This window comes from Bacillus sp. FSL K6-1005 (assembly GCF_038000225.1).
In the GTDB taxonomy this organism is placed as follows: domain Bacteria; phylum Bacillota; class Bacilli; order Bacillales; family Bacillaceae; genus Bacillus; species Bacillus mojavensis.
On the sequence record NZ_JBBOBP010000001.1, the window covers coordinates 1,324,923 to 1,343,224 of the forward strand.

At 42.6% G+C, this 18,302-nt stretch carries 23 protein-coding genes and 1 riboswitch; of the genes, 16 read left to right on the plus strand and 7 right to left on the minus strand.

Annotated features, from left to right (window positions below; all coding sequences use genetic code 11):
- Nucleotides 1–16: 16 nt before the first annotated feature.
- From kdgK to NST16_RS07005, 13 genes are all read left to right on the plus strand, one after another.
- Entirely contained in the window at nucleotides 17–991 is a 975-nt protein-coding gene (gene kdgK / locus NST16_RS06945; RefSeq protein WP_340885129.1) for a 2-dehydro-3-deoxygluconokinase, read from the plus strand.
- Nucleotides 992–993: 2 nt separating this feature from the next.
- Nucleotides 994–1,584: a bifunctional 4-hydroxy-2-oxoglutarate aldolase/2-dehydro-3-deoxy-phosphogluconate aldolase gene (eda, locus tag NST16_RS06950; RefSeq protein WP_340885132.1), complete on the plus strand. Its 591-nt coding sequence runs from the start codon at nucleotides 994–996 to the stop codon at nucleotides 1,582–1,584.
- 49 nt (nucleotides 1,585–1,633) lie between these two features.
- The gene (gene kdgT / locus NST16_RS06955; RefSeq protein WP_010334680.1) at nucleotides 1,634–2,626 is read left to right on the plus strand and encodes a 2-keto-3-deoxygluconate transporter; all 993 of its coding nucleotides are present in this window, start codon (nucleotides 1,634–1,636) and stop codon (nucleotides 2,624–2,626) included.
- 112 nt (nucleotides 2,627–2,738) lie between these two features.
- Complete coding sequence (gene ypwA, locus NST16_RS06960; protein ID WP_340885135.1) at nucleotides 2,739–4,244, plus strand: carboxypeptidase; 1,506 nt, start codon at nucleotides 2,739–2,741, stop codon at nucleotides 4,242–4,244.
- A 144-nt stretch (nucleotides 4,245–4,388) separates the two neighbouring features.
- A riboswitch (purine riboswitch) is annotated at nucleotides 4,389–4,488 on the plus strand.
- Between the two features lie 92 nt (nucleotides 4,489–4,580).
- Nucleotides 4,581–5,165, plus strand: a complete 585-nt coding sequence (gene xpt / locus NST16_RS06965) for a xanthine phosphoribosyltransferase (RefSeq protein ID WP_010334678.1) — start codon at nucleotides 4,581–4,583, stop codon at nucleotides 5,163–5,165.
- Nucleotides 5,162–6,478 (plus strand): xanthine permease PbuX, encoded by a 1,317-nt coding sequence (gene pbuX, locus NST16_RS06970; protein ID WP_340885139.1) that lies wholly within the window; start codon nucleotides 5,162–5,164, stop codon nucleotides 6,476–6,478. Before xpt ends, pbuX begins: the two co-directional genes overlap by 4 nt.
- 72 nt (nucleotides 6,479–6,550) lie before the next feature.
- Nucleotides 6,551–7,648, plus strand: a complete 1,098-nt coding sequence (locus tag NST16_RS06975) for a type III polyketide synthase (protein WP_340885142.1) — start codon at nucleotides 6,551–6,553, stop codon at nucleotides 7,646–7,648.
- Nucleotides 7,649–7,651: 3 nt separating this feature from the next.
- Complete coding sequence (locus NST16_RS06980; protein ID WP_010334675.1) at nucleotides 7,652–8,158, plus strand: isoprenylcysteine carboxyl methyltransferase family protein; 507 nt, start codon at nucleotides 7,652–7,654, stop codon at nucleotides 8,156–8,158.
- Nucleotides 8,159–8,228: 70 nt separating this feature from the next.
- The gene (gene fbpC / locus NST16_RS06985) at nucleotides 8,229–8,318 is read left to right on the plus strand and encodes a Fur-regulated basic protein FbpC (RefSeq protein WP_100069434.1); all 90 of its coding nucleotides are present in this window, start codon (nucleotides 8,229–8,231) and stop codon (nucleotides 8,316–8,318) included.
- A gap of 177 nt (nucleotides 8,319–8,495) precedes the next feature.
- Complete coding sequence (locus tag NST16_RS06990; RefSeq protein WP_340885146.1) at nucleotides 8,496–12,077, plus strand: dynamin family protein; 3,582 nt, start codon at nucleotides 8,496–8,498, stop codon at nucleotides 12,075–12,077.
- Nucleotides 12,078–12,141: 64 nt separating this feature from the next.
- A complete protein-coding gene (locus tag NST16_RS06995; protein ID WP_010334673.1) occupies nucleotides 12,142–12,399 on the plus strand; it encodes a YpbS family protein in 258 nt (85 codons plus the stop codon).
- A 74-nt stretch (nucleotides 12,400–12,473) separates the two neighbouring features.
- On the plus strand, nucleotides 12,474–12,620 hold the full coding sequence (locus NST16_RS07000) for a hypothetical protein (protein ID WP_003230761.1): 147 nt from the start codon (nucleotides 12,474–12,476) through the stop codon (nucleotides 12,618–12,620).
- Nucleotides 12,621–12,722: 102 nt separating this feature from the next.
- Entirely contained in the window at nucleotides 12,723–13,610 is an 888-nt protein-coding gene (locus NST16_RS07005; RefSeq protein WP_168748092.1) for a 5'-3' exonuclease, read from the plus strand.
- 8 nt (nucleotides 13,611–13,618) lie between these two features.
- On the opposite strand, the gene sspL is transcribed toward NST16_RS07005, so the two are convergent.
- From sspL to NST16_RS07020, 3 genes are read right to left on the minus strand one after another with little or no spacing between them, the layout of a single operon-like run.
- Entirely contained in the window at nucleotides 13,619–13,747 is a 129-nt protein-coding gene (sspL, locus tag NST16_RS07010) for a small, acid-soluble spore protein L (RefSeq protein WP_010334670.1), read from the minus strand.
- A 41-nt stretch (nucleotides 13,748–13,788) separates the two neighbouring features.
- Nucleotides 13,789–14,187, minus strand: a complete 399-nt coding sequence (locus tag NST16_RS07015) for a reverse transcriptase-like protein (protein ID WP_010334669.1) — start codon at nucleotides 14,185–14,187, stop codon at nucleotides 13,789–13,791.
- Nucleotides 14,187–14,876, minus strand: coding sequence for a queuosine precursor transporter (locus NST16_RS07020; protein ID WP_268446017.1), 690 nt, complete (start codon nucleotides 14,874–14,876; stop codon nucleotides 14,187–14,189). The genes NST16_RS07015 and NST16_RS07020 overlap by 1 nt, the downstream gene beginning before the upstream one ends.
- 82 nt (nucleotides 14,877–14,958) lie before the next feature.
- Between NST16_RS07020 and NST16_RS07025 the strand changes: the two genes are divergently transcribed.
- Nucleotides 14,959–15,639, plus strand: a complete 681-nt coding sequence (locus NST16_RS07025) for a ribonuclease H family protein (RefSeq protein WP_268450805.1) — start codon at nucleotides 14,959–14,961, stop codon at nucleotides 15,637–15,639.
- Nucleotides 15,632–15,814 (plus strand): zinc-finger domain-containing protein, encoded by a 183-nt coding sequence (locus NST16_RS07030; RefSeq protein ID WP_024121802.1) that lies wholly within the window; start codon nucleotides 15,632–15,634, stop codon nucleotides 15,812–15,814. Before NST16_RS07025 ends, NST16_RS07030 begins: the two co-directional genes overlap by 8 nt.
- A 26-nt stretch (nucleotides 15,815–15,840) precedes the next feature.
- Here NST16_RS07030 and NST16_RS07035 read toward each other — a convergent pair whose 3' ends face one another.
- Nucleotides 15,841–16,110 carry a DUF2564 family protein gene (locus tag NST16_RS07035; RefSeq protein ID WP_010334664.1) on the minus strand — a complete coding sequence of 90 codons (270 nt, stop codon included), beginning with the start codon at nucleotides 16,108–16,110 and terminating at the stop codon, nucleotides 15,841–15,843.
- Nucleotides 16,111–16,267: 157 nt separating this feature from the next.
- Between NST16_RS07035 and degR the strand changes: the two genes are divergently transcribed.
- Nucleotides 16,268–16,450, plus strand: coding sequence for a transcriptional regulator DegR (gene degR, locus NST16_RS07040; RefSeq protein WP_010334663.1), 183 nt, complete (start codon nucleotides 16,268–16,270; stop codon nucleotides 16,448–16,450).
- Nucleotides 16,451–16,493: 43 nt separating this feature from the next.
- Here degR and cspD read toward each other — a convergent pair whose 3' ends face one another.
- The 3 genes from cspD to NST16_RS07055 form a co-directional block, all read right to left on the minus strand.
- Nucleotides 16,494–16,694, minus strand: a complete 201-nt coding sequence (gene cspD / locus NST16_RS07045) for a cold-shock protein CspD (protein WP_003153604.1) — start codon at nucleotides 16,692–16,694, stop codon at nucleotides 16,494–16,496.
- A gap of 15 nt (nucleotides 16,695–16,709) precedes the next feature.
- Nucleotides 16,710–16,838 carry a hypothetical protein gene (locus NST16_RS07050; protein ID WP_128568482.1) on the minus strand — a complete coding sequence of 43 codons (129 nt, stop codon included), beginning with the start codon at nucleotides 16,836–16,838 and terminating at the stop codon, nucleotides 16,710–16,712.
- A gap of 102 nt (nucleotides 16,839–16,940) precedes the next feature.
- Entirely contained in the window at nucleotides 16,941–18,089 is a 1,149-nt protein-coding gene (locus tag NST16_RS07055; protein WP_268450807.1) for a diglucosyl diacylglycerol synthase, read from the minus strand.
- Nucleotides 18,090–18,302 lie beyond the last annotated feature (213 nt).

Below are 18,302 nucleotides of genomic sequence, written 5' to 3' on the forward strand. Positions count from 1 at the left end.
AAGGGGAGGTTGGGAAATGAAGCTTGATGCAGTTACTTTCGGCGAATCGATGGCCATGTTTTATGCAAATGAGTATGGAGGCCTTCATGAAGCTTCCACATTCTCAAAAGGACTGTCCGGGGCAGAAAGCAATGTGGCTTGCGGTCTGGCCAGACTTGGCTTCCAAATGGGCTGGATGAGCAAAGTCGGCAATGATCAGCTCGGAACATTTATTCTTCAGGAGCTGAAAAAAGAGGGAGTGGATGTGTCTCGCGTGATCCGGTCTCAGGGTGGAAATCCAACGGGGCTGCTGCTGAAGTCCAAAGTGAAAGAAGGCGATCCTGTGGTAACGTATTACAGGAAAAACTCAGCTGCAAGCACTTTAACAGCTGCTGAATACCCAAGAGACTATTTTCAAAGCGCTGGCCATCTGCATGTTACGGGTATTCCCCCGGCTTTGTCTGCCGATATGAAAGACTTCACCTATTATGTGATGAAAGACATGAAACAGGCTGGAAAAACCATCTCATTAGATCCTAACCTAAGACCCGCTCTTTGGCCTGATCAAGCAACAATGGCACATACGATTAATGATTTGGCGGGGCTTTCGGATTGGTTCCTCCCTGGAATCGCAGAGGGAGAGCTATTGACTGGCGAAAAAACGCCTGAAGGCATTGCGGATTTTTATCTTGAAAAAGGTGTAAGCTTTGTCGCTGTTAAACTTGGAAAAGAAGGCGCTTACTTTAGATCAAAGGAAAGTGAAGGATATACAGAGGGCTGCCGGGTTGATCAGGTCGTTGACACAGTCGGTGCCGGAGACGGCTTTGCTGTCGGCGTCATCAGTGGAATTCTTGATGGCTTGCCGTACAAGGATGCAGTGCAAAGGGGGAATGCGATTGGCGCATTGCAAGTTCAGGCACCGGGGGACATGGACGGTTTGCCGACAAGGGAAAAACTAGCCGCATTTTTATCTGCTCAAAGAACGGTTCACCATAAGAAAGGGGATTGTTAAATATGGAGTCCAATGGAGTAGAAAACCGTCTGAAAGAAGCCAGGCTGATTGCAGTCATTCGTTCAAAGGATAAACAGCAGGCCTGTCAGCAGATTGAGAGTTTAATAAATAAAGGGATTCGAGCAATTGAAGTCACTTATACGACACCTGGAGCTTCTGCTATTATTAAGTCCTACAGAAATCGGGAGGATGTCTTAATCGGCGCGGGCACGGTCATCACTGCGCAGCAGGCGGGAGAAGCTGCGGAAGCAGGAGCACAATTTATTGTCAGTCCGGGTTTTTCAACAGATCTTGCTGAACACCTATCGTTTGTGAAGACGCATTATATCCCTGGCGTACTGACACCGAGCGAAATTATGGAAGCGCTGACATGCGGATTTACTACATTAAAGCTGTTTCCAAGCGGTGTATTCGGCATCCCTTTCATGAAAAATTTAGCGGGCCCTTTTCCTCAGGTTACTTTTATACCGACTGGCGGAATCCATCCGTCTGAGGTTCCGGAATGGCTCAAGGCAGGAGCTGGTGCCGTCGGAGTCGGAAGCCAGCTGGAAAGCTGTTCAAAAGAGGATTTACAGGCTGTTTTCCAAGTGTAGCCACATAAGGGGTATTGTTTTTCCATAACCGGAGGATGGGAGAATATAAATGAAAATCAAAGCGACAATTGAACGGGTACCTGGCGGAATGATGATTATTCCGCTGTTTCTGGGAGCAGCGCTCAATACGTTTGCGCCTGGAACAGCAGAGTTCTTTGGAGGGTTTACCGGCGCGCTTATTACAGGAACCCTTCCTATACTAGGCGTTTTTATCTTTTGCGTTGGAGCGACGATTGATTTCCGTTCCTCAGGCTATATTGCAAGAAAAGGGATTACCTTATTATTGGGAAAGATTGGGTTTGCGGCACTGCTTGGTGTGATTGCGGCTCAATTTATACCCGATGAAGGCATACAATCCGGGTTTTTTGCAGGTCTTTCTGTTCTAGCCATTGTTGCAGTGATGAATGAAACCAACGGCGGCCTCTATTTGGCGCTCATGAATCATATGGGCAGAAAAGAAGATGCCGGCGCATTCGCATTTATCAGTACAGAATCTGGGCCTTTTATGACCATGGTTACGTTCGGTGTCACGGGACTGGCTGCTTTTCCTTGGGAAACGCTGGCAGCAACAGTCATTCCGTTTTTGCTCGGCTGCATTCTTGGAAATCTTGATCATGATCTCAGAGATTTATTCAGCAAGGTTGTGCCGGCAATCATTCCGTTTTTTGCATTTTCACTTGGCAACACTTTAAATTTTGGAATGCTGATTCAGTCAGGGCTATTAGGCATTTTGATCGGTGTATCTGTTGTCATCTTATCCGGCGGTTCCTTGTTTTTGCTTGATCGTTTCATTGCCCGGGGAGACGGTGTCGCGGGAGTGGCAGCTTCATCAACAGCGGGAGCGGCTGTCGCTGTGCCATACGCATTAGCGGAAGCGAATTCTGCGTTTGCCCCTGTAGCTGAATCTGCAACTGCAATCATTGCGACAAGCGTCATTGTCACCTCTTTGTTAACACCTCTGGCTACAGTTTGGGTGGATAAAAAAATCAATGCGAAAAAACGAAAAACACCGCCGCCCAAAAATCAAATGACAATAAATTGAGTGATGAAGGCTGCCGTCAACTAGACCGGCAGCCTTTTATACAAACAATTTGACTTTCAAACACCCTTCCAGTAGCCTGTAATGGAACGGCTAGAATAGGGAGGGAATGGATATGGAGATACATACATACGAAAAGGAATTTTTTGATCTTTTAAAGAGAATCTCACATTATAGTGAAGCGGTTGCCTTAATGCATTGGGACTCCAGAACAGGCGCCCCGAAAAATGGCTCAGAGGACCGTGCTGAAAGCATCGGTCAGCTTTCAACAGATATATTCAATATTCAGACATCAGATCGAATGAAGGAGCTTATTGATGTGCTTTATGAACGGTTTGATGATTTGTCTGAAGATACGAAAAAGGCTGTAGAGCTGGCGAAAAAAGAGTATGAAGAAAACAAAAAAATCCCTGAAGCAGAATATAGGGAATATGTTATTCTTTGTTCTAAGGCTGAGACGGCGTGGGAGGAAGCGAAAGGAAAATCTGATTTCAGTTTGTTTGCCCCTTATTTGGAGGAACTGATCGAATACAATAAACGATTTATTGAATATTGGGGTTATGAAGAGCATCCTTATAATGCATTGCTTGATTTGTTTGAACCGGGTGTGACGGTCAAGGTGCTTGATCAGCTGTTTTCTGAACTGAAAGAAGCGATCATACCTCTTATTAAACAAGTGTCAGCCTCAGGGAATAAACCGGATACAAGCTTTATCAATGAAGTGTTCCCTAAGGAAAGACAAAAAGAACTCAGCCTTTATTTCCTTCAAGAGCTCGGCTACGATTTTGACGGCGGAAGGCTCGATGAAACCGTTCATCCATTTGCGACGACAATGAACCGCGGGGATGTTCGGGTGACGACGAGATACGATGAAAAAGATTTCCGGACGGCTATTTTTGGCACAATTCATGAATGCGGTCACGCGATCTACGAGCAAAATATTGACGAAGCGCTGAGCGGGACGAATTTATCAGATGGTGCTTCAATGGGAATTCATGAATCTCAATCACTATTTTACGAGAATTTTATTGGACGCAACAAGCATTTCTGGACACCATACTATAAGAAAATACAAGAAGCGTCTCCTGAACAGTTCCGGAACATATCGCTTGATGATTTTGTTAGGGCTGTCAACGAATCAAAACCTTCATTTATCAGAGTTGAAGCGGATGAATTGACGTATCCTTTGCATATTATTATTCGTTATGAAATAGAAAAAGCGATTTTCAGCAATGAAGTATCTGTGGAAGAACTGCCTACCCTTTGGAATCAAAAATATCAGGATTATTTAGGTATTACTCCTTCTGAGGATGCAGAGGGAATCCTGCAGGATGTTCACTGGGCGGGTGGAGATTTTGGCTACTTCCCATCGTATGCACTTGGTTATATGTATGCAGCGCAGCTGAAACATAAAATGCTCGATGATCTGCCTGAATTTGATACTCTCCTGGAAAGAGGGGAGTTTCATCCGATTAAACAATGGCTGACGGAAAAAGTGCACATTCATGGAAAACGGAAAAAGCCATTAGACATTATTAAAGAAGCAACAGGTGAAGAGCTGAATGTACGGTACCTGATTGATTATTTGCAAAATAAATACTCAAATCTGTATTTATCTTAATGAAAAAGCCTGGCGTCTCAAATGTCAGGCTAATTTATTATCGAAATATTCGTAAAAAACGAATGATCTTTTCGAAAAAAGAATTAAAGTTCGGAAATTTTTATTTTTCATCTATGCAAGAGGTTGGAATCTTGATATAATTTGTAACAATATGATAGGAACACTCATATAATCGCGTGGATATGGCACGCAAGTTTCTACCGGGCACCGTAAATGTCCGACTATGAGTGAGCAATGAGACCGGACGTATACGGTTTTTTGTTATTTCAGCATTGCTTGCTCTTTGTTTTGAGCGGGTAATGCTTTTTTTTATTATCTGAACGGAGGTATGACAGGATGGAAGCACTGAAACGAAAAATAGAAGAAGAGGGCGTCGTTTTATCAGATCAGGTATTGAAAGTGGATGCTTTTTTAAATCATCAAATTGATCCGCTGCTCATGAAGAAAATCGGTGACGAGTTTGCCGCCAGATTTGAGAAAGACGGAGTAACAAAAATTGTTACAATTGAATCATCCGGAATTGCTCCAGCCGTAATGGCTGGTTTACAAATGGGTGTGCCAGTCGTATTCGCGAGAAAACATAAGTCTTTAACGCTCACTGACAATTTGCTGACATCGTCTGTATATTCCTTTACGAAGCAAACAGAAAGCCAAATCGCAGTATCGGGAAATCATCTGTCAGATCAGGATCACGTGTTGATTATCGATGACTTTTTAGCAAATGGACAAGCAGCACTTGGACTGGCATCGATCGTAAAGCAAGCTGGAGCTTCTGTCGCGGGACTTGGCATTGTCATTGAAAAATCTTTTCAGCCGGGAAGAGAAGAGCTTGTGAAGCTTGGCTATCGGGTGGAATCTTTGGCGAGAATTGAATCTTTAGCAGAAGGAAAAGTATCTTTTGTACAGGAGGTTCGTTCATGAAAAACGGATTCGGCAAAACGCTGTCACTAGGGATCCAGCATGTGCTCGCCATGTACGCAGGCGCCATTGTCGTTCCCCTGATTGTGGGGAAGGCGATGGGGCTGACGGCGGAGCAGCTGACTTACTTGGTGTCGATTGATATTTTTATGTGCGGTGTAGCTACACTTCTTCAAGTTTGGAGCAATCGGTTTTTCGGCATCGGACTTCCAGTTGTGCTTGGCTGCACATTTACCGCTGTGTCACCAATGATTGCGATAGGCTCCGAATACGGGGTTTCCGCTGTTTATGGAAGTATTATCGCCTCAGGTATTCTTGTGATTCTCATTTCGTTTTTCTTTGGAAAGCTCGTCTCGTTTTTCCCGCCTGTTGTTACAGGTTCTGTCGTTACCATCATTGGTATTACACTTATGCCGGTGGCCATGAATAATATAGCCGGCGGGGAAGGCAGTCCGGACTTCGGTGATCTTTCTAATCTTGCTCTCGCTTTGATCGTTTTAAGCATCATCGTGCTTCTATACCGTTTTACAACAGGATTTATCAAGTCCATCTCCATTTTGATCGGGATTTTGATTGGGACATTTATCGCGTATTTTATGGGGGAAGTTCAATTTGATAATGTCTCAGACGCAGCCTTTGTTCAAATGATTCAGCCGTTTTATTTCGGCGCACCGTCTTTTCATGCGGCCCCTATCATTACAATGTCCATCGTCGCCATCGTCAGCCTTGTAGAGTCAACAGGCGTTTACTTTGCTTTAGGCGATCTGACCAACCGCCGTCTGTCAGAAAAGGACTTATCCAGAGGATATCGTGCAGAAGGACTGGCTGTTTTGCTGGGCGGCATATTTAACGCATTTCCTTACACTGCATTTTCTCAAAATGTCGGACTTGTCCAGCTGACAGGAATCAAGAAAAATGCAGTGATTGTGGTGACAGGCGTGCTTCTAATGGCTTTTGGCCTGTTTCCCAAAATCGCTGCTTTTACGACAATCATTCCATCTGCCGTGTTAGGCGGAGCGATGGTGGCCATGTTTGGAATGGTCATTGCTTATGGCATCAAAATGCTCAGCCGAATTGATTTTGCAAAGCAGGAAAACCTGCTGATCGTTGCCTGCTCAGTTGGGCTAGGTCTCGGTGTGACAGTTGTGCCGGACATTTTTAAACAGCTTCCAAGTGCCTTAACGCTTCTTACAACAAACGGCATTGTTGCCGGCAGCTTTACGGCTGTTGTCTTGAATATGATATATAATATGTTTTCGAAAGCTGAAAAAACAGAACAGAAAGCTGATGTCAATCAGCAAAAAACAGCAGTGTAAACTCCGCTACGGCGGAGTTTTTTGCATATAAAAAAGAAAGTTGCGGCACAATGTATGCTAAGAGGTGATCATATGGCATTTGTTTTGTCGATCGGAACAAGTCTTCCTGAGAATGATGTGGATCAAGAAAAGGCGGCGGAGTTTGCCAGATATATGTTTCAGCATTCCTTTAAAGATATAGAACGGCTGTTAACCTCCTTTAAAAACGGGCAAATTGAATCGAGACAATTTGTGAGACCCATTGAATGGTATAAAGAAGGGCACAACTTTGAAGAAAAAAATCAAATTTATATAGAGGAAACACTCAAGCATAGCGTCAGGGCTGTTCAAACGTGTCTCGCAAATGCAGCCTATCTTCAAGAACCCATTCCTTATGAAAAAGTGGATGCTGTTTTTTTCGTCTCCAGCACGGGCCTCTCCACACCAAGCATCGAGGCGCGGCTGATGAATGAACTCCCGTTTTCTCCTTATACGAAGCGAATTCCGCTTTGGGGACTCGGCTGTGCAGGAGGGGCGAGCGGACTTGCGCGCGCTGCTGAGTACTGTAAAGCATATCCGGAGGCTTTTGTTCTTGTCATTGCCGCTGAGCTGTGCAGTCTGACATTTCAGCCAGAAGATAAAACGAAAAGCAATTTGATCGGCACATCACTTTTTGGCGACGGAATTGCAGCGGCATTATTATGCGGGGAGAAGGCAGACCGCCGGCTGACAAAGCTGCAGCTTTTGCCGAATATATCGGATTCGCAATCTGTATTGATGAAACAATCTGAAGATGTTATGGGCTGGGACTTTACCGACCATGGTTTCAAAGTCATTTTTTCAAGAGATATTCCGACTTTGGTTGAAAAATGGCTGAAAACAAATGTCCAGGATTTTTTGAATGGACATCAGCTTTTATTCAGCGATATTACGGTCTTTCTGGCTCATCCTGGCGGAAAAAAAGTCATTGATGCATACATTAACTGTCTTGAACTGTCACCTGAGCAGCTTGCGTCTTCGCAAACCATCCTGAAAAAACACGGAAATATGTCATCGGCCACCATTCTGTATGTGATCGACCACCATCTGCAGAACGGAAGTAAAAACGAAGCAGAACGGGGGCTGATCGGTGCATTGGGGCCGGGATTTTCGTCAGAATTGCTGCTGTTCAGCTGGGAAAAGGGGGCATAACTCATGTTTTGGATGTTGATTACTGTGCTCACTGCTCAAAGGGCAGCGGAAATGGCTGTGGCGAGACGAAACGAACAAAAGGTGAAAAAACAAGGAGCGATAGAATGCGGAGAGGGGCATTATCCGTATATCATCACCATGCACATTCTTTTTTTTCTGTCTTTAATTACGGAAGTATTGCTGCTGCACAAACAGCCTTCAAGCTGGTGGTCAGGCATAGCAGCGGCTATATTGGCAGTACAAGCGATTCGATATTGGGCGCTTTGTTCATTGGGAGCATACTGGAACACAAAAATTCTTGTCGTTCCGGGTGCTGAACTTGTCAAAAAAGGGCCTTACAAATGGCTGAAGCACCCAAACTATACGGTTGTCGTATTAGAAATCATCCTGATTCCGCTCTTGTATCAAGCGTACTTTACCATGTGTCTGTTTTCACTTTTAAATGCCGTTATGCTGTCTGTCAGAATACGTGCAGAGGAGCAAGCATTACGCGAATATACAGCAAAATAGAGATTGAATATCATTCTCATCCATGTTAGAATGAAGATGAAAAAGATTCTCAATCAGGATGGTGAAGCAAATGACAATGCTGTTTTTGCTTGGGGCGGTTTGTACATATAGTGTATTAATTGGTTTTGTATTGAAAGGAATCTCTAATAAATCTGTTTGAACAATCTGGAACTTGTAAAAAGTTGCAGATTTTCTTTTATAGAAGCTGCCGTCTTCGGCAGCTTTTTTCTGTTCTCTTAAAGAAATTTGGGTCATTCTTGTGTAAAATGGAAGTGAGATGTATTCAGATCTTTCAAAAAAGATTCATAATTGAAACGGCACAAAGGGGTTCAGACTTATGACAGAACGCAGCAGGCAAGAACTTTTGTACAAAACTGGGGTACTTTATGAACAAATGGTTGAGAACCAGGATGAAAAAAGAGCGGCAAAATTGGCTTCAGTTGTTGAGAAGGCCGCAGATGATGAAATTTATATCGCGTTTACAGGGCATTATTCAGCAGGGAAATCATCACTGTTAAATTTCTTGTTAATGGAAAATATTCTGCCGACAAGTCCTATTCCGACCAGCGCTAATCTTGTTGTGATCAGAAATGGAGAAAAGCGTGTTCGTCTTCATACAACAGACGGAGCGTGTGCGGAGCTGGAGGGTGCCTATCTTAAAGACAAGGTGCAGCAATATTGCAAGGATGGGGAGCAGATTGAAACTGTAGAAATTTTTGACCGGTATACTGAAGTCGAACCAGGAGTTGCATATATTGATACCCCCGGGATTGACTCAACAGATGAGGCTCATTTTTTATCGGCGGCATCTATTCTTCACCAAGCAGATGCGCTGTTCTACGTGGTTCACTATAACCATGTCCATTCAGAGGAAAATGTACTGTTTCTGAGGTCAATCAAAGACAGCATTCGGAATATATATTTTATCGTTAATCAAATTGACAGACATGATGAGACCGAGACACGCTTTGAAGATTACAAGGCGCAAGTGGAGGCGATGCTTTGTCAAGAAGGAATTCCAGAGGATGCACTCTTTTTCACGTCGGTGACGGAACCGAATCACCCATTCAATCAAATCGGTATCCTGCGAAAAAAGTTAAAAAGAATCGAACAGCAGTCAAAAAGAAATTTGCATTCCATTACCGAACAAAAAGTACAGAATTTATTGAGAGAGCACACAGAGATGCTCATGAAAGAGGATACGGAAAATCCAAGTTCTGGAGAACAGCTTGAAAAGCAAGCACGACTGGTCGATTCCCTGCAGTTTCAATCAGCCGAAGCAGCAAATAAACCGATTGAGGCAGAAAGCACGATGCAGAAGGAAGTCAATCGAATTTTAAAAAACGCTAACTTGACGCCTTTTGAAATGCGTGAATTGGCAGCAGCTTACTTAGAATCACGTGAACCCTCTTTTAAGACTGGGTTTTTCTTTTCAAAAGCAAAGACTGCACAGGAAAGAGAAAAAAGGAGAAATGAGTTTTTCTCTGATATAAAAAAAAGAACGGAAGCGGAAGCGGATTGGCATATCATAGATATCTTACATAAGCTCGCCAAGGGATTTGGTATTCAATCAGCTGAAAGTAGAAAGCTGATCCAGGCTTATCGCACGCCGCTTCATGTTGATATCATTGAACGCGCAGTCAAACAAGGCGCAGCCTATTCTTCTGAATATGTCTTGCAATATACAAAAGATTTGGCAGAGCTGATCCGTAAAGAGGCGAAAGTTGAAGCATCAGACATCATCAAGACACTTACCGATACGGTAAAACAGAGCGCATCCATAGAACAGGAAACGATCAATAGCCGTCTCACACAGGAATCGGAAAAGCTGGCTTGTCTTCAAAAACAGGCCAGTCACGAACAATATGCCCGTGAGAAAGCCGGCCGCATGTGGGCGATCTGGGAAGAGGCGTCTGCAAGCCCAATAAACATAGATCCGGACTGGTTTAGAAAGAAGAAAAAAAAGGTTAAAGCTCCAGAACAGAAACAAAGCCAAGCACAGTATATGCAGCAGCTGACCCAAAAAATAGAAATAAAAAGCGGGAAAGAGCTGCCGCTTCAAGATCAGATAAAACGCTTTTACACACTGTCGGATCTATTGGGCGAATATCGTATGCTGTCAAAACAAATCTCAGCTTTTCGTGAAAGGATTAAAAGGCTGGAAGGCCGAAAATTCACACTTGCTCTATTTGGAGGATTCAGTTCGGGAAAATCCTCATTTGCCAATGCGCTGGTTGGTGAAAGGGTGCTGCCGTCATCACCGACACCGACAACAGCAACGATTAACAAAATAACGAAACCGGTAAACGGCAAATCCCACAAAACAGCGGATGTCATTTTTAAGACGGAGGATGACATTACGGCTGAAATCATGCAGCTCACAGGAATGCAAGAGGAACCACAAGGACGGTCATTTGCGGAAAAATGGAAAAAGGCAATCAAAAAAGAGCGTCTGCAAGAAGAACAAATCAATATGATCAGTCATTTCCTGCTTGCCTATGAAAAATATCAGCAATACATTCAAGCCCAAAAGATATTAACGATTCCGCTCTCCGAGTTAAAACCGTATGTAGCCGAGGAGACAACGGCTTGTGCTGTTAAGGAAGTGACCGTTTATTTTAAATGCCCGCTGACTGAAAAAGGAATTACGATCGTTGATACACCTGGGGCTAGCAGTCTGAATAAACGGCATACAGAACTTGCATTTCAATATATCAAGGATGCCGATGCGTTTTTTTACATGACCTATTACCAGCATTCGTTCTCGAAAGGAGACCGCTCATTTTTACGTAAGCTGGGACTCGTGAAAGAATCGCTCAGCATGGATAAAATGTTTTTTGTCATTAATGCCGCTGATCTAGCGAAAGATAAAGCAGAACTCGAAACAGTCACGGATTATGTCGGATCAGAGCTTTTAAAAGAAGGAATTCATGATCAGCAGCTCTTTTATGTGTCAAGTAAAGAAGAGCTCTTAGGAAAATCGAAAACGAATCATAATCAGTTCTCAAAAGTAAGAGAACAGTTAGACCAGTTTATTGAGGTCGATGTAAAGAAAGCAGCTGCGGCACAGCTTAGCTCAGAAGCAGACAAACTATGTGAAACGGTCGTACAGCTTCATCAATCTCAGCATCAGTCCAAAGAAGAAAAGGAAGCGCAAAAAAAGCGTCTTCTATTATCGTTTGAGCGGGCAGCTGCTGCTATCAAGGAACGCCGCAATTCAGAAACCATTATTGAGAAAGTAAAAAAGGATACAAGGGAGCAGCTATATCACATTACACAGCGTTTGTCCTTTTTTGCGAATGATTTGTTAAAATCATCATTTCATCCAGGTCTTCAAAATGGAGACTGGAAAAAGAATATCGGTGCGGCGATGAAAACCGTATTACATGAATATCAATTTGAGTATATTCAGGAGATCAAAACGCTCGATATTCGAATGAGCGGTTTCATCGAACGGCATATCACTGAAGAGTGGCTGGAAAGCTGTCAAAACACATTGAAGGAAGACGGTTATTTCTCCATTTATGCGGATGATCAGCTTTCTAACAGCATACAGCTGAAAGAAGTTGAACCTGAAATCGATGAACGTGCATTTGAACAGGAACAAAAACAAATCAAATCTCCGAAGCAGTTTTTTGAACAGAAAGGAAAAGCAGGCTTCATTGAAGCGGTGCGGACGAAGCTTATGAAAATAACGGAGCTCTGGATCAAAAATGAAGAAGAAAGCCTTATATCTCATTATGCTGAATATGTCAGACGCCTGCAGTATGAAATGGCGGAAAAAGCATTGGCGCAAATAGAGGGCCAAAGAGATACGTATGTAGAAGGATACGCAGAAGGGGAACGTATGAAAGAGGTTGAAGAAGCATATCAAGCATGTATAACTTGGCAGAGATCAGGTGATACAATCAAAATGTAAAAATTCAGTTGGCTTGCATTTCAAGTCATGATAGACTAAATAGAAAAAGCGAGATGAACGATTGATGTCTGAGGTACATAAAGCAATTTCTGCACATTCTGCAAAACAGCACGAGCATATTAAAACATTTATGCAGCTTGAACACCTTCGTGAAATGGCGATTGAAGAAGCTGTTGCGAAATGCAAAAACGATGAGCCATTTTCCACAGATGCCATTAATGAAGTGACAGAAAAGATGAATCAGCTGGCCAAGAAAGGCATCGTACCGACTAGACGTCTGGTATCAAAAGAAATGGTCAAAGAATACGTCAGCCGCACATAAGCTGGATGATCCTGCCTCGAGTGCAGATCCCCCGTTACGCGCATACTATATGTATCCGACGTAAGGGGGGATTTATGTTGGGCAGAACAAAGCTGGGTAACAGAAATGCACAGGCCAATAACAATGCCAAAAAGAAAAACGGGTTTCAAACCCATTTCGACTCTTACGCAGGACGTGAAGCTGAAAAGCTGATTGCCAGCAATAAAAGACATAACGATTGATTGAACCATCCAAAACAGTATCTCTATACAAGAGATGCTGTTTTTTTATTTTCGCGTCACTTATGGTAAAATAGATCGACTGATAGAAAAAGGAGTTATCATATGAAAAATAAATTATTGCTTGTTGACGGCATGGCTCTTTTATTCAGGGCATTTTTCGCCACAGCCGTGCATCGCAACTTTATGATAAATGACAGCGGGGTTCCGACAAACGGCGTCAACGGATTTTTGAAGCATTTAATCACAGCCGTGGAAACATTTCAGCCTACACATGTTGTATGCTGCTGGGATATGGGCAGCAAAACGTACCGGAATGATCTGTTCCAGAATTATAAGGCAAACCGAAGCCAGCCGCCGGTTGAACTGATCCCCCAATTTGATCTGGCAAAGGAAGCGGCCGCTGAACTTGGCATCATGAATGTTGGCCTTGCCGGATATGAAGCGGATGATTGCATTGGAACACTTGCAGCTATGTTTTCTGAAGAAGCCGATATTACGATCGTAACAGGCGACAGGGATTTACTTCAGCTGTTAACGGACAAAGTAAGCGTTGCGCTGCTACAAAAAGGAATCGGCAATTATAAAGTGTATACAAAAGATGTATTTTACGAAGAAACAGGTGTCCTGCCCAAGGCTTTAATTGACATCAAAGGGCTGATGGGCGATTCCAGTGATAATTATCCCGGAGTAAAAGGCATTGGAGAAAAAACCGCGTATAAACTGATTCGTGAATACGAAACAATCGACCGCTTGCTGGAGAATCTGTCGCTTCTTCCAAAGGGACAGCAGGGGAAAATTCAGCAAGGTATAAGCGACCTGGAAATATCGAGAAAGCTTGCTGAAATTAACTGCTCGGTTCCGTTAGTCTGTACGCTGACAGAAGCTGTTTTTACATTGCAAATGGAGCAGGCGGCTGTCATGCTTCGCCGCCATCAAATCAAAGGAATTGAGCGTATGCTTGAAAAACTGAACGCTAGAGAGATCGTGTAAGATCACCTCTAGCGTTTTGTATTGCTTTTTTTAGCTCTTTCCTCAAGCTCTGTTTTGGGGTCATTATGTGTATTTCCTTCTAAATCGCCTTGCGGGGAAACACCGCCGGTCAGCCGGCCCTTATCTTTCTTTTTCATATTTGTTCACCTCATCAATAGGATGAACCATACTGCTTAATTTAATTCCTGTCATTCATCCGAATCGCTTCTTTTGCCAGCTGATCGGCTTTTTGGTTTTGCTTTCCCGGAATCCATTTGATGAAAAAAAGAGGGAAGGCTGATTTTAATCGGATGATTTCTTCCAAAAACGGCTGAAACGCTTTGTTTTTCACGATTTCTATATCGGCTGCGCGTTCCACGATATCTGAATCAGTTCGAAAGGAGACCGATTGATACCCGCGCGTTGCACACAGTTTCATGCCTTCAATTAACGCCAGAAATTCTGCTTCCTGATTGGTATGCATTCCGATTGGAATCGAGAAAGATTCTGCTTTTCCTTCATGTTTGATAAAAATGCCGATGCCAGAAGGCCCTGGATTACCGGCGCTCGCTCCGTCAACATATATTTCTGTAGGCATCATGTACTCCTTTCGTCACTCGGAATTATTTTTTTCGCCGCATAAGCATATGGCAGCGAAATCAGAGAAACCGCAAACTTAATCAAATATGTAGAAATAAAAATATGAAGCCAAACATCTGCCGGATATGTGCCAAAAAAAGCGACTCCGGTAAAAATGAATGTATCAAACAGCTGGCTGACTGCTGTACTGCCGCCGTTTCTCAGCCATAGAAGCCGATCGGAAGGAAATATCCTTCTAATTGCCGAATATACATAAACATCCAGTGTTTGGCTGAAGATAAAGGCAAGCAGACTTCCCAAAGCAACTCTCGGGAGAAAACCGAAAATCGTTTCCAGCGCTGTTTGTGAAATATCGCTCGAAGCGGGTTCGAAAAGCAAAACGCCCTGCATAACAAATGTCAGTGTCAGGAGAGTCGAAAACCCGAGCCATACAGCTTTTCTCGCTTCAGCTGGCCCGTATTTTTCATTCAGCACATCTGTAGCAAAAAAGATTGTGCCGTACATCACATTCCCGAGCGTTGCTGTTAAGCCAAACAGTTCAACCGTTTTGACGACTTGAAGGTTGGCACAGACTGTTGCAAAGCCGATCCACACAAATAAACCCATTTTGCCAAATCCTTTATAAAATAAAAGAACAATGATAAAATGAATGATCGCAAAAAAGATCCAAAAAGAGTTATTAAACAAAATGAAGAAGCTTCCTTTCCGGGTTAAGAATGGTTTGATTATAGCACAAGCCCGGCAACTAATGAATGGTAAGGTGATTATATTGAATCTCAGACCGCACATGAAAATAGAAGCAAAAGGGACAGGGCCTGTCTCGTTTTTGGGCGAAAACTGGCTGACTGTTCAGGAAGCGCGTATGCTTGCGAGGGAACTCGGCCGTTTTCCTTATATGAAGGAACTTGAATTCGAAGATGAGAAGGGCGGCACCTGGACGCTGAAGGAATTAGAAAAGCTGACTGAGGAGCTTGCGCATGAACCCGATGACATTACCGTTTATTTTGACGGCAGTTTCGATAAGGAAAGCCAGCTGGCCGGGCTCGGAATCGTCATTTATTATACATTGGGAGGGACGCGCCACCGTTTAAGAAAAAATAAAAGCTTCCGTCTGAAAACCAATAACGAAGCTGAATATGCCGCTCTTTATGAAGCAATAAGAGAAGTAAGAGAGCTCGGAGCTAGCAGAAATTCAATCACGATCAGAGGGGACTCTCTTGTTGTGCTGAACCAGCTTGACGGCAGCTGGCCTTGCTATGATCCCTCCCATAATGAATGGCTGGATAAAATAGAAGCGCTTCTTGAGTCACTAAAGCTGAGTCCGACATACGAAACGATACAGCGAAAAGAAAATCAGGAAGCTGATGGCCTCGCAAAAAAAATCCTATCTCATCAATTCGTAGAAAGCCACATGAAATTAGACTGTAACGGAGATGACAATATTGGATAAGAAAGCTATATATAAGGAACTGACAGAACTGCAAGATGAATATTGCAAGGACTGTTTTATTAAGAAGCAGTTTCGCAAGGAATTTGGCAAAACATATGCACATTCATTTTGTATCAATAAATGTACAGTGGGTGAAAAGCTTAAGTCATATGGAGATGTCTTAACTAAGCACTAAAAAATAAAACCGCAGAAGCTGCGGTTTTATTTTTGGAATTCATCCAGCTGATGCTGACAGGCATCTAACAGCTGCTGTTGCTGCTGTACAAATTCAGGATCATCAAGAGCTGCCAGTTCTTGAGACAGTGAAAGCTCTCTGGCGTCCTCGATGGCTTGGTATGCGGAATTGAGTACTGTGGAGCTTCGGCCTCTTGTAGCGGCGCCCGTCGTTTTCTGCGCTGTTTCCACCGCTAGCTCCAGCTGCCGTTTATCGGTAAATCCAGTCTGATCCTCATCATGAAATTCTGAGTTCACAAAAAAACACCTCCGCAACTATTTTGCAGAGTTTTTTTATAATTTATGTGCCAAAATAGAAAATAAAATAAAAAATAAGCCGATATAACTATTGAACCTGAATGAGTAGGTCTGTTTTACTATTTGAGGTATCTTGGTAGAGAAGGGGAACACAGCTATGGATGATAAAGACTTAAAATCAATCCTTCACAAAACATTTATAGAAATATACAATGATTTAGAAGAACTTGCGGATATTGCGAAAAAAGGAAAGCCATCAATGGAAAAGCATATTGAAGAGATTGAGCAGAGGTGCAAACAAAATATTTTAGCGATCGAAATTCAAATGAAAATCAAATAGGAGAGGCATTTGCCTCTCCTCTATTTGTCAACTTGTATTGAGTTTAGAGTTTTACAACATTAGAAGCTTGAGGTCCACGATTACCTTCGACAATTTCAAATGAAACTTCTTGTCCTTCTTCTAATGATTTGTATCCTTCTCCTTCGATTGCTGTGAAGTGAACAAATACATCGTCTCCGCCTTCTACTTCAATGAAGCCGAATCCTTTTTCGTTGTTGAACCATTTTACTTTACCGTTTTGCATATTGCTTAATTCCTCCTAGTACTGTAGCACCCATGTGCTAAAAAAAATTTTGTCATCATTTAACTTCGTTGCGTTGTTAAATGATGGTTCAACTATACACCATCTGGCAGCACGCGTCAAGTTGCGAAACTGCTTATTTTTCAAAAAAAGGGCACATTTCTCAAAAAAATGTAACCGCTTTTACGAAAATGTGGATGTGAATAAAAAGAGCACACGATTTTTCGTGTGCTCCTGAAAGAACATCAGTTAAGAAAGCGCCTTGGCTTTTTGTTTGGTCGTCATCATTTCTGATTCCTTCAAAATATCCTTCAAAATCACTTCAGAGGAGTGTGCCAAATGAAGACTCTTAATGTTCTTCTTCATTCGCTGTAAGGTATCCTCATCTGAAAGAAGGGAGGTGACAGCCTCGAGAATTTCTTCATGTCGGTTCACGACAATGGCAGCCCCGCGGTCCTCAAAGAAAATTGCATTTTCTTTTTCTTGTCCAGGTACTGGTTTGTACAGAATAACAGGCACGCCGATAGCAGTTGCTTCTGTCAACGTAATGCCGCCTGGTTTTGTAATCATGCAATCTGTGACCCGAAAGAGCTCGTCAATTCGCTCAACATAGCCGAGAACCTTTAATTTATCGCCGTTTTCTGCTTCAAGTACGCTCAGGGATTCTTTTAAATCCGTATTTTTTCCGCATACGACAACCACTTGCACCTGATCATCCATGACAAGGTTTTCGCATAGCTCTTTTACGTTCTTTAATACACCGTGTGCGCCAGCCATGATGAGCAGCACTTTTTTGTCAGGCGAAAGATCGTATTTTTTATAAATCGGCTCAACCGGCAGAGATTCTTCAAATTGAGGCCTGATCGGGATACCCGTAATCTTTACGTTGCTGGGATGTGTGCCGATCTCAATCAGTTTTTCCTTCACATAATCTGTCGCTACATAATATTTATCCACATTTTCGTGAACCCAAATTTTATGAAGGCAAAAATCAGTCATGACGTTGAAGGTAGGTATAACCCTTCCAGTTCTCCGTCTGTATTCGGGTACGACGATCATCGGAAATGTATTAATAATGATATCGGGCTGATGTTCTTCCACAAGTTCGCCCAATCGTTTATTTCCCATTTTGAAGTAAATATTGAATTTGCGTTTATTATAGATTTTGTCAACTCCGTAATAAAACAAACGATAAAACTGTTTTCCGATTGAGAAGCTTTTTAAATAAAGGTACTGAGTTACCTCTGAAACAATCGGATTTGACTCTTGGTACAAATTAGAAACTGTTACATGCTGAAAGCCGAGACGTACACATTGTTCATAAAGCGTTTTGGCTACCTGTACATGTCCATTTCCGTAATTTGCAGTCAAAATTAATACTCTTTTATTGGTATTCAAGTAAATTCACCTCAATGTAATCAACAACAAGCAAGCTTCATGCATCGTAAGGAGTTATTGTCTATACATAAACATAACACAAATACATAATTGAATTATTAATGCAGTGAAAAAATTAAGCTAATTTTAAAAGATTCGGATTCCAGTATTTTAAATTTTTGTTATACGCATACTGAATCAGATGTATTTTATCATATTTTTTGCTCAGCGTAT